Origin of the sequence: Bradyrhizobium sp. DOA1, from assembly GCF_001593325.1 — a bacterium.
Lineage (GTDB): Bacteria > Pseudomonadota > Alphaproteobacteria > Rhizobiales > Xanthobacteraceae > Bradyrhizobium.
In genome coordinates, this window is sequence record NZ_JXJM01000001.1 from 3,771,169 (window position 1) to 3,785,515 (window position 14,347).

The 14,347-nt window shown below is 64.6% G+C and carries 13 protein-coding genes; 4 read left to right on the forward strand and 9 right to left on the reverse strand.

Annotation, left to right across the window (positions count from 1 at the left end):
• Window positions 1-13: 13 nt before the first annotated feature.
• The 4 genes from pdxA to SE91_RS18025 are packed head-to-tail and all read right to left on the reverse strand — an operon-like array spanning window position 14 to window position 4,539.
• The gene (gene pdxA, locus SE91_RS18010; RefSeq protein WP_061848535.1) at window positions 14-1,051 is read right to left on the reverse strand and encodes a 4-hydroxythreonine-4-phosphate dehydrogenase PdxA; all 1,038 of its coding nucleotides are present in this window, start codon (window positions 1,049-1,051) and stop codon (window positions 14-16) included.
• Entirely contained in the window at window positions 1,048-2,154 is a 1,107-nt protein-coding gene (locus tag SE91_RS18015) for a four-carbon acid sugar kinase family protein (protein ID WP_061848536.1), read from the reverse strand. The genes pdxA and SE91_RS18015 overlap by 4 nt, the downstream gene beginning before the upstream one ends.
• A complete protein-coding gene (locus SE91_RS18020; protein WP_061848537.1) occupies window positions 2,151-3,596 on the reverse strand; it encodes an FAD-binding oxidoreductase in 1,446 nt (481 codons plus the stop codon). The genes SE91_RS18015 and SE91_RS18020 overlap by 4 nt, the downstream gene beginning before the upstream one ends.
• A 22-nt stretch (window positions 3,597-3,618) precedes the next feature.
• Entirely contained in the window at window positions 3,619-4,539 is a 921-nt protein-coding gene (locus SE91_RS18025; protein ID WP_060735784.1) for a dihydrodipicolinate synthase family protein, read from the reverse strand.
• A 122-nt stretch (window positions 4,540-4,661) separates the two neighbouring features.
• Here SE91_RS18025 and SE91_RS18030 point away from each other — a divergent pair, with 122 nt between their 5' ends.
• Both SE91_RS18030 and SE91_RS18035 read left to right on the forward strand, forming a co-directional pair.
• Window positions 4,662-5,495 (forward strand): IclR family transcriptional regulator, encoded by an 834-nt coding sequence (locus SE91_RS18030; RefSeq protein ID WP_061848538.1) that lies wholly within the window; start codon window positions 4,662-4,664, stop codon window positions 5,493-5,495.
• Window positions 5,496-5,588: 93 nt separating this feature from the next.
• Complete coding sequence (locus SE91_RS18035) at window positions 5,589-6,320, forward strand: DUF3750 domain-containing protein (RefSeq protein ID WP_061848539.1); 732 nt, start codon at window positions 5,589-5,591, stop codon at window positions 6,318-6,320.
• Window positions 6,321-6,342: 22 nt separating this feature from the next.
• Here SE91_RS18035 and SE91_RS18040 read toward each other — a convergent pair whose 3' ends face one another.
• The 5 genes from SE91_RS18040 to SE91_RS18060 form a co-directional block, all read right to left on the reverse strand.
• Window positions 6,343-7,245: a ribonuclease Z gene (locus tag SE91_RS18040; RefSeq protein WP_061848540.1), complete on the reverse strand. Its 903-nt coding sequence runs from the start codon at window positions 7,243-7,245 to the stop codon at window positions 6,343-6,345.
• Window positions 7,246-7,273: 28 nt separating this feature from the next.
• Window positions 7,274-8,257: an antibiotic biosynthesis monooxygenase gene (locus SE91_RS18045; protein WP_061848541.1), complete on the reverse strand. Its 984-nt coding sequence runs from the start codon at window positions 8,255-8,257 to the stop codon at window positions 7,274-7,276.
• 14 nt (window positions 8,258-8,271) lie between these two features.
• Window positions 8,272-9,669: a guanine deaminase gene (guaD, locus tag SE91_RS18050; RefSeq protein WP_061848542.1), complete on the reverse strand. Its 1,398-nt coding sequence runs from the start codon at window positions 9,667-9,669 to the stop codon at window positions 8,272-8,274.
• A gap of 15 nt (window positions 9,670-9,684) precedes the next feature.
• A complete protein-coding gene (locus SE91_RS18055; protein WP_061848543.1) occupies window positions 9,685-10,902 on the reverse strand; it encodes a multidrug effflux MFS transporter in 1,218 nt (405 codons plus the stop codon).
• Between the two features lie 310 nt (window positions 10,903-11,212).
• Window positions 11,213-11,986, reverse strand: coding sequence for an alpha/beta fold hydrolase (locus SE91_RS18060; RefSeq protein WP_061848544.1), 774 nt, complete (start codon window positions 11,984-11,986; stop codon window positions 11,213-11,215).
• A 147-nt stretch (window positions 11,987-12,133) separates the two neighbouring features.
• On the opposite strand from SE91_RS18060, the gene SE91_RS18065 reads away from it, so the two are divergent.
• Together SE91_RS18065 and SE91_RS18070 are read left to right on the forward strand one after the other, a co-directional pair.
• Window positions 12,134-12,784, forward strand: a complete 651-nt coding sequence (locus SE91_RS18065; protein ID WP_061848545.1) for a GntR family transcriptional regulator — start codon at window positions 12,134-12,136, stop codon at window positions 12,782-12,784.
• Window positions 12,781-14,310: an aldehyde dehydrogenase gene (locus tag SE91_RS18070; protein WP_061848546.1), complete on the forward strand. Its 1,530-nt coding sequence runs from the start codon at window positions 12,781-12,783 to the stop codon at window positions 14,308-14,310. The genes SE91_RS18065 and SE91_RS18070 overlap by 4 nt, the downstream gene beginning before the upstream one ends.
• The last annotated feature ends 37 nt before the right edge of the window (window positions 14,311-14,347 follow it).

The following is a 14,347-nucleotide window of genomic DNA, read 5'->3' on the forward strand; positions in this document are numbered from 1 at the left end:
CGTGGGCTCGGTCTCATGACTTGGATGCGGAGGCGCCAGCGGCCAGACGTTCGGCATAGTCGATGGCCTCGATCAGGCTGTGCTCGTTGGCGATGCCCTTGCCGGCGATGTCGAAAGCGGTGCCGTGATCGACGGAGGTACGGATGATCGGCAAACCCAGCGTGATGTTCACGCCGGAGAGCTCCTGCCAGCGACCGGTGGCGGGATCGACCTGGAAGCCGAGCAGCTTGACGGGGATGTGTCCCTGATCGTGGTACATCGCGACCGCGGCATCGTACTGGCCCGCGCGCAGCTTGACGAAGATGGTGTCGCCGGGCACCGGGCCGACGACGTCGAGACCGTCGGCGACCGCCTTGGCGATCGTCGGTGCCGACACATCGATATCCTGCCGGCCAAACAGGCCGCCCTCACCGGCATGCGGATTGAGCGCGGCAATCGCGATCTTCGGCCTGGCAATGCCGAGCCGCCGCAACGCGTCGTTGGTGAGGTCGATCACCATGCGCAGGCGCTCCGGCGTCAGGCGTTTCGGCACATCCTCCAGCGCGACATGGGTCGAGACATGGCTGACGCGCATGTTGCCATGAGCAAGCAGCATCACCGAGCCGCGCACGCCGGTGAGATGCGCAAGCATCTCGGTATGTCCGGGGAAATGATAGCCGGCCTTGTTGAGCGCCTCCTTGTTGAGCGGTGCCGTGACGATGGCGGAGGTCCGTCCCGCCTGCGTCAGGCGCACGCCCTGCTCGATCGCCTTGTAGGCAAAGCGGCCGCCGTCGGCGCTGAGCACGCCGGGCTTGATCGGCTCGCCTTCGGCGTCGGCCTGGAGGAAGCACAGATTGGGCCAGTCACGATCTTGGTTGCTGACCTCGGGAATGGCGATGTCGGCGCCGAGTGCCGCTCTTGCACCCTCGAGCGCCGCGCCGCTGCCGATGATCAGCAGACGCAAATCGCTCTTTGCGATCCGGTCCTTCAGTCCGACGCAGGCCTTGACGATGATCTCCGGCCCGATCCCCGCAGGATCGCCCATCGTGATGGCAAGATGCCGAGAGGTCATGTCGGGCTCTCCATGTTGAGCAAATGATTGTCCCGGAGCAGATCGCGCCAGAGCGCGCTCGGCCCGAATGCACCGGACTTCGAGACCACGTCCACGCCGGACCACCGGCCTCCCTGCAGAATCGAGCGCGGCAAGCCCGGCACGATACGTCCCGTCACCTGGAGCGCATGCGCACCGAGGGCAACGCACGCGGCCTTCAGCGTCTCGCCACCGGCAACGATCAACGTGCCCGGCGGTTCGAGCGCCGAGATCAGCGTCGTCATTTCGCGCGCGATCCGCCGCGCCGCCTCGGCGCGACTGAGACCTTCCGCGAGTGAGAATTTGACCAGCGCCACGCCGTCCTCGGACAGCTTGCGCCGGACGGGCGCAGCGCCCTCGCCTTCCGCAAGCGCGATGGTCGCCGCGCCGCACGCCGTCAGCTGAGACGCAGTCGCAGGCTGGTCCGACCCGAACAACCCCAGTACCGGCAGCTTCAATTGGCCTGGCGCATCGGCGCGATGGCTGCGGGCGAGTGCGCCGGCGAGTCCGCCACTGCCGCACCATAGCACAGGCCCCGGCATGCGCTGTCCCATCGCGACGATCCGATCGAGATCGATGTCACTCTCGGCATCGAACACCTGGACGCCGCCCTGCGACAAGGTATCGGCCCCGCCCTGCTGCGCCGCGATGCCGTCCTGCCGCAATTGAGACAGCAGATTGTCACCGACCCGGTGCCAATCGCCTTGCACGGTGCGCGCGAATTGCTGGCCCCCGACGGTACGGCGCCCCTGATAGTCGAAGGCGGGCGCGACTACGCAGGACGCCCAATCGCCGCCGCGCAGGCAGGCGCCGAATTCGGCCGCCCACGCGCCACGAAGAAGACTATCGACCTTCTTGTAGGCGATCGTCGCTCCGCGAAGCTGCGGCGCCAGCCGCGCTACGATCTCAATGCTCTCGGCCTTCGATCGCTCGCGCGTCCCGCTATCGATCGCAAGGCTCGGAGAGGACGATACGACGGCCGCATCCGGCCATGTAACGTCGAACGGTCCGCACAGGCCGACGAACTCCGCCGCGGTGTCGAGCGCCCCGGTGAGATCGTCGGCAAGCAGGCGAACGCTCGTCATCGTCGCACACCTCCGGCCGCGAAAATCTTGCCCGGATTCATCAGGCCGTTTGGGTCGAGCAATTGCTTGATGCCCCGCATCAGCTCGATGTCGAGCGGATCGGTGACGCGGGCGAGCCGGCTGCGATTGGTGATGCCGATACCGTGCTCGGCACTGATTGCTCCGCCCCGCGCTGCGGTCTCGTCGTCGACGATCTCGTTGATCTCGGCCACCAAAGCGGCCGTTGCAGCGGACTCCTGGCAATGCGCGCGGTCGATCAGGGCGATCACGTGGATGTTTCCGTCGCCGATATGGCCGTGCATCACCACGTTCGCATGCGGAACCGCGGCCTTGATGCGGGCTTCGACATTGGTCACGAAGTCGGCCTGCCGCTCCAGCGGCACCACGCTGTCGTGCGACACGACATAGCCGCTGCGTTTGTTGCCCTCGGACACGCTGTGTCTGACAGCCCAGATCGCCTTGGCCTGCGCGAGGTTGGAGGCGAGGATGACGTCATCGGCGAGCCCAGCCTCCATCGCCTCCGCGAGCACCGTGGCAAGCGGCTCATTGAGGTCGATTCCTGCGAGTGTATCGGTCAGTTCGACGATCAGATACCACGGAGTCGTCAGCTCGAATGGAATGGTCATATGCGGCACGGTTGCGACGATGGCTGCGATCTGCGAGCGCGACATGATTTCGAGGCTGCCGAGCCGGTCACCTACCGCGCCGCGAAGACGCTGCATGATGTCGAGCGCCTGCTCGACGCCTTGCAATTTCAGCAGCGCCAGCGCCGAGCTGCGCGGCGGTGCGAACAACTTTAGCACAGCCGCGGTGACGATGCCGAGCGTGCCCTCCGCGCCGATGAAGAGCTGCTTCAGGGCATAACCGGTGTTGTCCTTGCGCAGCGCCCGCAGGCCGTTGAACACACGGCCATCGGGCAACACGACCTCGAGCCCGAGCACGAGATCGCGCGTCGGCCCATAACGCAGCACGGCCGTGCCGCCTGCGTTGGTAGAGACGTTGCCGCCGATCTGGCAGGAGCCCTCGGCGCCCAGGCTCAGGGGAAAGTAACGATCGACGTTGCGCGCTGCATTCTGCACCTCGGCAAGAATGCAGCCGGCTTCGACCGTGATCGTGTTGGCGAGCGGGCTGATGTCGCGCACGGCCCGCATGCGGTCGAGCCGGATGACGACACTGCCCGCCCGATCGTCCGGCGTCGCGGCCCCGCACATGCCGGTGTTGCCGCCTTGCGGCACGATCGTGAGGTGCCTGTCGGCGCAGTATTTGACGACGGAAGCGACTTCGGAGGTGGAGCCGGGCTTCACCACCGCAACCGCTCGGCCGTGATAGCGTCCGCGCCAGTCCACCACGTAAGGCTCCTGGTCGGCTCCGGACGCGATGACATGCTTGTCGCCGACGATTGCGGCGAGATTGGTCAGCGCATCCTGGAAGGAGTCGGACATCGGATCGCCTCGCCGGCCGCGCCTAGAAAGCGGCAGCGAACGCGGTGGCATTCGCCAGCAGCGTTTTCAGCTGGTCGGGCTGCAAGGACTCTAGTGGCGGCCGCAGGCGCTGCCATCCGGCGTGCTTGGTGCGGTCGGCCGCCAGCGCCTTCAGCGAAGCCATCTGCGGAAACTGCGAGACCAGCTCGCGGGCTTTTACGATGCGCTCCTGCGCCGCCTTGAGGGCGGGATCGTCGTCGCTGTCGCGAAAATGCTTGTAGACATAGGCAAGACTACGCGCGACGAGATTGGAGGTCGCGGTGATGCATCCCGCGCCGCCCTTGCGCAGTAGCGGCAGCATCAGCGGATCGGCGCCGCCCAGGACGGCGAACCCGGGGAAACGCTCCACCATCGCCGTCATGTTGGCGAAATCGCCGGACGAATCCTTGATGCCGGTGAACGTCGCCGGATAGGTCTTGCGCAACCGCTCGATCAGCGCATGCGAGATCGGCTGCGCCGACATCTGCGGATAGTGATAGAGGACGACCTTGAGCCTTGCATCGCCGATGCGCTGCACGATCTCGCTATAGGCGGCATAGATGCCGTCATCGCTGACGTTCTTGTAGTAGAACGGCGGCAGCATCACCACGGTGTCGACGCCGACCGAAAGGGCATGACGCGTCAGTGCGATGGTGTCGGTGAGCGCGGCAACGCCGGTGCCCGGCAGTAACTGGTTCGGCTTGATGCCGCCGGCGATCGCGGCCTCCAACAGCGCCGTGCGTTCGGCGATCGAGAAAGAGTTCGCCTCCCCCGTCGTGCCCAGCATCGCGATGCCGTCGCAGCCTTCGTCCAGGAGATAGCGGCAGTGTTCGACGAAACGCTGATGATCGGGAACGAGCTCGGCATCGAGCGGCGTCAGCGCGGCAGAGAACACGCCATGAGGGTGCAGCGATGATGTCGACAATACTTCCTCCGATGGCGGATCGATGTTGTTCGGAATGCGAACATTTGTTATTGAGTTGACCTGTCGTAAAATCAGCGCGTCCCCGCGTCAAGGGCGATGGCTGTCCTGACGGGACACTCGGCATGACCAAGGTCGAAACCAAGGCCGCACGGCGCAAACCTGAAGCTGGCGCGCAGAATCCCAAGAATTACGTTGCTTCCGTCGGCAAGGCCTTCGCCGTGCTCAGGAGTTTCAGTAGCGAGGCCTTCGAACTCACGCTGAGTGAGATTGCCGCACGCGCCGACCTCGATCGCGGAACGGCATTCCGGCTAATCCAGACGCTGGTCGAGCTCGGCTACGTCCAGGCGGTGCCGCAAAGCCGCCGGTTCCGCCTTGGCATGGCCTGCCTCGACATCGGCTACACCGTGCTGTCGCATGGATCGCTGCGGACGGTCGTCGAGCCGCTGTTGCGGGAGCTCGTGCCTGGTGTGGGCGACGCGGCCTCGCTCGGTATCCTCGACGGGGGCGATGTGGTCTATCTCGCGCGCGTCGGCGCCGGCCTCGACCGTCACAAGATGGACCGCCGGCCAGGCACGCGGATTCCCGCCTACAGCGCTGCCCTCGGGCACGTCTTGCTGGCCCATCTGGGGCGCGATGAGCAGATCTCGCGCCTGGAGTCACGGCCGCGCGTCAAATTGTCGGAGCGGACGCTCACCGATCTCGATGCCCTGCTCGCCCGGCTCGATCAGGTGAAGAAGAAAGGCCATGCCGTGTCGGACGGCGAGAACGCCTACGGCCTACGCACGCTGGCAACGCCGATTTTCGATGCGCAGGGCCTGGTGGTCGGCGGATTGAGCGTCACCATCGATGCGACGCGCATGGACATGCCCACTTTTCGCGATGCGGCGCTGCCGAAGCTGACGCAGGTGACGCGGCAGGTGCAGGACGTCGCGATCAAGTCGGGATTGACGCGATGAACGCGGGGACTTTTCGAACATCATTGTGAAAGCGCGAGCAGAACCTATATCGTCGAGGTGTCCCGCCGAACCTGATTTCCCTTGAGAAAATCCGTGCTCATATTTCTGCTGCTGGTCTTCGTGCCGATCGGAATTTCGGCCGCCCGCTATTTCTGGGCCGGGGATGGCCGCGGCAATTGGCAGACCGCGGACCGTTCAAGCGCCGGCCTGCTGCCGCCCGCCGCCTCGCATCCGGAAGCCCTGATCCGAGTCTACGCTGCCCGAACGGTGCGGTGGCGAAGCATCTTTGCGGTCCACACCTGGATTGTCGTCAAGGAGAAGGACGCGGCCAGCTATAGCCGCTACGACTATACGGCCTGGGGGGAACCGATCCGGAGCAATGGTTTCGTCCCCGATGGACGTTGGTTCGGCGCCATGCCGGAGGCCGTCGTCGCCATCGACGGCGCCAAGGCTGAAACGCTGATCCCCAAGATCCGAGACGTCGTCGAGAACTACAGATTTCGAGCCTACGGCGATTACAGCGCCTGGCCCGGTCCGAATTCGAACACCTTCGTGCAGGCCGCTTTGGATGCCGTGCCGGAGCTTCACGCGGTTCTGCCGCCGACAGCCATCGGCAAGGACTATCCCTATTCCGGGCGATGGATCGGATTGACCGCCTCTGGCACTGGCTTCTATGCCTCGCTCTCGGGCTATCTCGGCCTGACGCTCGGCTGGGTCGAAGGTCTCGAGATCAACTTCTTCGGCGCCGTGCTTGGCTTCGACATTCGGCGCCCCGCGATCAAGCTGCCAGGCATCGGCCGCCTCGGTGTTGCCGCCGGCCTGTGAAGCCAGCCGAGATGACGTCTCGCTAGACGACGATGCGATCGAAGTCGGCCGCGATCCGGGTGCTCGGAAAGATCGCGGCTGCTTCCGCAAGGACCTCGTCGTCCTCATAGCGGCCTGACTGATGCGTGAGCACGAGCTGGCCGATATTGTTTGCCGCGGCAAAAACGGCTGCATCGCGCGCAGTGAGGTGGCCGTAGTCGCGCGCGGTCGACGCGTCGCGATCGAGGAAAGTCGCCTCGATCACCAGCAAATCAGCGTCAGCCGCATATCGTGCCAGACCCTCGGTGGTCTCGGTGTCGCCGATCACGACGAGCTTGCTGCCGCCGCTCGGTGGCCCCAGGACCTCTTCCGGGTTGATCGTTCGATCGCCGATCACGACCGGTCGTCCCGCAGCCAATTCTCCGCGCAAGGGACCGTCGGGAAGGCCGAGCGCGGCGAGGCGATCGGACAAAAGATGTCGGCGTGCGGGACTCCTGAAGGCGAAGCCAAAACTGTCGGTATCGCGATGGCGAACCGGAAAGCAGTCGATGGTGAAGTCGCCGGCGTCGATGACCCGCCCTTCCGTCAGCGACGCGAACGCGACTGCGATCGGCGCCCTGCCCGCACCCCACAGGCCTGCGAGCATGCTGATGACGAGGTCGAGCGTGCCCTGCCCTCCATGGACAGTCATCGTCTCGGCGGTCCGGCGCAAGCCGAGCGTCGAGAAGAGACCGGGAATACCGAGCACGTGATCAAGATGAGCATGCGTCAGCAGGATGCGGTCGAGCCGCCGGAAGCCGGCGCCACTGCGCAGCAGCTGGCGCTGGGTGCCCTCGCCGCAATCGACAAGGATACGCTTGCCCGCGGCCTCCACGAGCAGCGCCGGATGGTTGCGCTCCACCGAGGGAACGCTGGCCGAAGTTCCGAGAAATGTCAGGGCGAACATGGTCGTCGCGTGCCGACTGTGGACAGTCTCACCGTCCCCAATGCCACGCAAGCAGCAGCGCGTACAGGCCCATCGACGCGCCGTAGAGCGCGGCAAGGAGTGTGTATCCCGCAATCTGGCGGCTGATCGTCGCCTTCGGCGTGACCCACCAGTCGAGCGCCCTGAAGGCGGCCGGCACCAGCCACCACCCCAGCAGCTGCGTGCTGACGAGATTGCCGATGAAGAGCGACAACCAGACCGGCACGCCACGACTGTCGATCAGGGGGGCGCTGATGAAAGTGCCCCAGAGATAGACCACGGGATAGAGCACCAGAAGGACGATCAGGTTGCTCTTCCAGATCAGGCTTGAGCTCTGCTCCGGGGCCTGCGCCTTGCCGGATGGGAACCAGAAATTGAAGCCGTAGCTTGCCCGCTTGACGTTCATCCCGGCGTTGAAGCGCTCGCCTTCCCTCAGAAGTGTCTGCCGCAACGGCGAGTCCAGCCATGCATTGAGATTGGCATCGGTATCGAACGACAGGATGATGATCCATTCGTCGTGCAGGCCCGGAATAGGCCGCTCGATCTTGTGGCGCAGAAATCCCTTGAACTCGGCTTCCGCGGCCTGGATGCGCTGCTGCCATTTGAGGAACGCATCGTCGAGCCCGTCCGGGACCTCGAAGGAGATGACGGCGGAGACCGCATTGTCGCGCTGAACGCCGGTGTCGGGCAGGATATGGACGTCTTCCGAACCGACGAAGAAGCGCTGCACCTGTCCGATCAGCTTCGCCCGCACCTCGCTCTGAAGCCAGGCGCGCGCCGCGGCCGGGCTGGCGAAACGCAAAATCGTCACCCAGTCGACATGCGCCGGCGGCTGCGGCGGCACGACCTCCTGGCTGAGGAAGCCGGGCCATGTCTTGAGCGCCTCACCGACCTCGCCGTTCCAACGTGCGAACGCAGCAAAGCCGTCGTCAGTGATGCGGCGCTGGATGACGAGAGCGACCGGCTGGCTGGCCGCATCGGGAGTTGCGCTCATTGGCCGCGTCCGCTTCAGTTCTTCTTATAGAGACGCTTGCCCATCACCCAGGTCTCGTCGACGCAGCGATCGTCGCCGACCATCATGACGGCAAACAGCATGCTTGCGGCCTCGTCCATCATGCGCGGCCCGGCGCCGTCGGCGATCAACGACTGATGCCAGGACTGCGCGATCTGCCCGCCGTTCGGATCGAGCGCGACGAAATCGGCTTCCTTGCCGGGCTCGAAATTGCCGAGCTTGTCGTCGATATAGAGGCCTTCGGCGCCGCCGAGCGTGATCGACCAGAAGCCGCGATAGGGCGAGAGCTTGTTGCGCTCTGCTTCCGCGAGGTCCTTGCGAGTGGGATCGATGCTGCCGTCGAGCAGCGTATTGTTGCACATGCCGACCTTGTAGGCGTCGTCGAGCACGGAGATCATCGAGAAGCGGTTGCCGCCGACGACATCGGTGCCGAACGACATCTTGACGCGATGCTCGGGATCGGTGGCGCGGCCAAGCCGGAACAGGCCGCTGCCGAGGAACAGGTTCGAGCACGGGCAGAACACCACTGCCGCGCCCTTCTTCGACATGCGGCGGAACTCGTTGTTCGAGAGATAGACGCCGTGGCCGCCGGAGAATTTCGGGCCGACCAGGTCGAACTTCTCGTAGACGCCGAGATAGTCCTGGCAGTCGGGATGCTCGACGAGGACGCCACTGCATTCGGCCGGGTTCTCGGAGATGTGGGTGTTGACCCAGCAGTCCGGATGCTCGTGCTTGAGGCGCTGACACGCCTTCAGCAGTTCCGGCGAGGCGCCGAAGGCGAAGCGCGGCGTGATCGCGTAGAGGTTGCGGCCCTTGTTGTGGTACTGCGCAATCAACCGCTTGCTGTCGCGATAGAAATTCTCGGGCGTATCGATGAAATCGGCCGGCGCGTTGCGATCGATGCCGGTGAGGCCCGCGATGACGCGCATGTTGCGGCGGGCCGCTTCCTCGAACAGCTCTTCGGTCGAGACCGGAGAGGAGCTGGTGAAGGCCTGGCAGGTGGTGGTGCCGGAGGCGAGCAGCGCGTCGAGGAAACGCTTTACGCCCTCGCGCGCGTAGTTGCGATCGCGGTATTTGAGCTCTTCCGGATAGACCCACTTCTGGAGCCACGGCAGGAGCTGCTCACCATAGGCCCCCAGCACCCGAGTTTGCGGCAGATGGATGTGACCGTCGATGAAGCCCGGGACGATGATGCGATCCTTGATGTGGGTGATCTCTAAGTCCGGATGCGCAGCGGAAATCTTGTCATAAGGACCGAACGCCTTGATGACACCGTCCGTGACGACCATGAGGCCGTCCTGGTGAAAGCGCGCAGCCGCCTGCTCGTTGCCGACGTGCTTCCAGGGGTCGTCGACGAAGTCGAAGAACGTGCCGCGAATACCAACGGTGGTCATGATTTAGGTCCTTCCTTAATTCTGTGTGGCTTGGCGCGCCGAAGGCAGCGAGATCGTGAGCAGAGTGCCGGCAACAATGCAGAGACCGAGATAGAGCCATCCGAGCGGCGCCTGCGTCGCCTCGGGCAGCACTGCCGCGATCGCCATGGCGCCGCTCACCGCGAGATAGCAGAGCGCGCTGATGAGGCCACCGATCAGGCCGTGGTCGCGTTCGAACAGGCCGAGCGCCATGCCGTACATCATCGGGCACAGCACGCCGCAGCCGCCGAGCACCAGCGCGCCGCCAAGCGTGATCGACACGAAATCGAGGCCCAGCGTCAGGCCTGTTACGGTCAAGACCGCAGCGCCGGCGAGGTATAGTGCGAAGGCGCCGAAGCCCATCATGCGAGCCGGCATGAAGCGCGCGAAATGCGCGCAGCCGAGCTCGCCGGCGAGATTCACTCCGCCAAGTCCGAGCGCGACGAGGCCGTAGATGGCCGCGGAATAACCAAGCCCGGTCTGGTAGAAGAACGGCGCGACGACGCCGAATGCCAGTTGCGCGCTGGCGGCCGCGGCAAATACCAGTACGAAAGCCAGGAAGCCCGGACGGACCAGGGCCTCGCGTAAAATGCCGGCGGTGCGACGCGGATCGAACGGCGCGCGCCGCTCTGTCGGCAACGTTTCGGGCAGGAACAGCACGACGACCGCGGCGACAAGCGCAGCTGTGATGGCAATGACGACGAACACGCCGCGCCAGGACGTCAGCTCGACGATGAAGCCGCCCGCGGCCGGTGCCAACACGGGCGCGAGACCCCAGGCCGCGCCAAGCAGGCCGGAAATCGCGGTGAGCTCGCGTCCACGATAACAGTCGGCTCCGACGGCATAGGCGACGACGAGACAGGTGCAGCCGCCGACGCCTTGCAGGAAACGCAACGCGAGCAGCAGCGTCGCGCTGGTGGCCAGCGCACAGGCAATGCTCATCGCGATCAGCACCGACAGGCCCGCGAGCAGGACGTTGCGCCGGCCGAGCGTGTCAGAGGCAATGCCGACCGGCACCAGCGCCAGAGACATGCCGAGCATATAGGCGGTGACAGTATTCTGCATCGAGGCCGCGTCAGTGGCGAGATCGACCACCATCTGCGGCAGGCCGGGCGTATAGGCGTCGAGTGGAATCTGGCTGAACGGCACGACGCACAAAAGGATCGGCACGATCCCTCGCTTCGCGCGATCGGCATCCGACGCAATTGCAGTCATGGCTCACGCCCCCTCGATGCCCGCGGACCCCGTCTTTTCGTGCACGCAATGAGACACGATGCAGGTTGCAGGTTTTGTCGCGCGGAACGTGCCAGAACTGTGTGTAGAAACTCTTAGGGGGTTCCGTATCGATACGGCTTCGGGCGCTGGATGCTCAGGCTCCGGGCACGCTCAAACAAGAATGCGAAAACAACCCCATGCACAGTACAAATCATTGAAGAATTTCGCACCGCATGAGGCGTCCTCCGGGCAGGCATTAACCGCCCGGAAGGCATGGCAATTCGATCGCAAGCCGGCCGCCCAAGTGGGCTCAGCGCAAGAAGTCCTCGATAGCGCCGAGAAACTGCTCCGGTGATTGCAGCTGTGGCACGTGCGCGCATCCCGAAATGATCTTGAGTTCGGCGCGCGGCAGACCTGTAGCCAGCTCGTGTGACATCGGCGGTGGCGTCGCCTCGTCGTGTTCGCCCACTATGACGAGCACCGGCACATCCAAGCCGGCGAGCTCGGCACGAAGATCAAGTCCAGCTAATGCATCGCACGCGGCGCGAAACACATCCGGGTCTGTCCTCAGAAAGGCTTCACGGCGTCCCCGCATCAGCTCCGGGTGCTGCGCCTGAAATTCGGGCGCGAACAGGCGGCGCATCGCAACATCGGTGATGGCCTCCAGTCCCTTCTCGCGCGAGATCCTCGCCATGTTGCGGAACGCCTCGCGGCCGGGCTCGGAAAAAGCTGCGCCGCAATCGGCCAGAACGAGCCGGCTGGCAATTCCCGGATGGCGAAGTGCCATCTGCAAGGCAACGAAGCCGCCATAGCCATTGCCAAGCACGATCGGCGGCGCACCGCCCGCGGCATCCTGCACCGCCTCGGCCATCCGGTCCGCGACAGCAGCAAGTCCACCCTCGACCGCGCGTGAGCGGCCGAACCCCGGCAGCTCCGGGACGATGGTGCGAAACGACGTCTCGAGCTTGGGCACGATCGTGTCGAAGCTGGCCCGATCCGACAGCAGCGAGTGGAAAAGAAAGAGCGGCGGCCCCTCGCCCGTCTGCGCGGCGTTGACGGTCCCGTTGGCAAAAAGCCTGTCCATGTCCGGTCTTCCCAAGCTGCATCAATCGGATCACGCCTGCTCGCGTGCCCTGGGACTGATAAATCAACTGACAGAGAATTCAAGCATCTAGCTCTTGACGTGAAATATCACGACTGAAATATTAGGCCTCAACAGAGGTAATATCACATGCTTTTACGCGAAAATATCTATGACCTTCTCAGATCTGATATTTTAGCATGCCGCTTCGCGCCGGGCGATGAAATGCGAGAGCAGGACCTGGCCGAACGCTATTCGGTGAGCCGCCAGCCGGTCCGGGACGCGCTTTTGCGGCTCCAGCGCGAGCACCTCGTCACGGTGCAGCCGCGCCAGGGCTATCGGGTCACCCCGATCTCGCTCTCGGATGCCCGCGACCTCCTGCGCTTCCGCCTCGCCCTGGAGCCGGCCTGTGTCACTGAAGCGATCGAGAGCGCGCCCGACAGCGTTCTGAAATCGCTCGACGAATTCCGCCGCTTCTCGGGCAGCCACGAGGACTTCATCACCTACAATCGCGGCTTCCACACCGCGCTGGCGCACGCCTCCGGCAATCGCCGCATGGCGACCGCGCTGTGCGACCTGATCGGCCAAGCCGACCGGCTGGTCCGCGTTAGCATCTCCAACCTGAAGGGCCACGACCCCGCCAAGCTCGTCGCCGAGCACGTCGCCCTGATCGACGCCATGCAGAACCGCGAAACGCGAACCGCGGCCCGCATCATCAAGGCCCATATCGGGGCCACCGAAAAACGTGTGCTGCCGGCGCTCAAGCGCAACGCCGTTATCGTCGAAGAGAGGTCATCATGAACGTTCCCCCCAAACCCGCGTCAATCGACGTCGAAACCCACGGCAATTTCATCGATGGACATGAAGTCGAAGCCGGAGGCGGCGCGATGCTGGACGTCCGCAATCCCGCGACCGGCGACGTGATCGCCCGCATCCCCAACTCGACGGCCGAAGACATCGACCGCGCCATGAAGAGCGCGCGCGCGGCGTTCGAAGGCAAGGCCTGGGGCGGTATGGACACGCGCGCGCGTGCCAGGCTGGTCAACAGGCTGGCCGACGCCTTTGAAGCCAATCTCGACAGCCTGTATCGGCTGGAAACCCTCAACAACGGCCGCCCGGTCAACGAGACTCGCGCACAGCTCTCCCGCTTGCCCGATTTCTTTCGCTACTTCGCCGGCCTTGCGCTGTCGCGCCGCGATTCCGTGATCCCCGTCGAAGGCGCCTATCTAAACTATACGCTCCGCACCCCCATCGGCATCGTTGCCAACTGCACGCCGTTCAATCACCCGCTGATGATCCTTTGCAAGTCGCTCGCCGTGGTGCTGGCGACCGGATGCGTCACCGTGGTCAAGCCGTCCGAATACACGCCGCTCACGACCCTGAAGCTGGCGCAGATCTTCACCGAAGCGGGCCTGCCGCCCGGCGTCTTCAATATCGTGCTGGGACTCGGCCCGAGCGCCGGCAAGATGCTGGCCGAGCATGGCGACATCAACAAGCTGGTCCTGACCGGCGGCACCGAGGCGGGCCGCATTGCCGGCAGCGCGGCCGCAAAGGTGTTTGCGCATCAGACCATGGAGCTCGGCGGCAAGACGCCGGTGATGGTGTTCGACGATTTCGACGTCGATCGGGCCGTCAATTACGCCGCCTTTGGCGCGTTCATCGGTGCAGGACAGACCTGCGTCTGCGCCTCGCGCCATATCGTTCAGGCCTCGATCTACGACGAATTCGTCGAGAAGCTGCAGGCCAAGACCCGCACGATCCGCGTCGGCGATCCCTTCGATGCGAACACTCAGATGGGTCCCGTGATCTCGGCCAAGCAGCGCGACCGCGTGCTCGCCTATGCGCGCTATGGCCACGCCGATGGCGCGCGTCTCGTCGCCGGCGGCGTCGCTGCGAAAGTACCGGGTCACGACAACGGCTTTTTCGTCGAACCGACGGTCTTCGCCGACGTCAAGTCCGACATGCGCATCTTCCAGGAAGAAGTGTTCGGTCCCTTCACCTCGGTGACGCCGTTCAAGGACGAGGCCGATGCGCTCAGGCTCGCAAACGATTCGCCGTTCGGCCTCGCCGCGGCCATTCGCACCCGCGATGTCGCCCGCGCGCACCGCGTCGCGGCTTCCGTCAAGGCCGGCATCGTCTGGATCAACGATCATCACCGACTCGACCCAGCCTCGCCCTGGGGCGGCGTCGACGATTCCGGTATCGGCCGCGAATGCGGCACCGAGAGCTTCACCGACCACTTCAATACCAAGAGCGTGATGGTCGCAACGCACGAGCAGCCGTTCGACTGGTATCGCGACACGGCCAATCAGAAGCGGCTGAACTGACAGAACGAGAGGCGGCCGACCGCCCATAGAAGGCGGG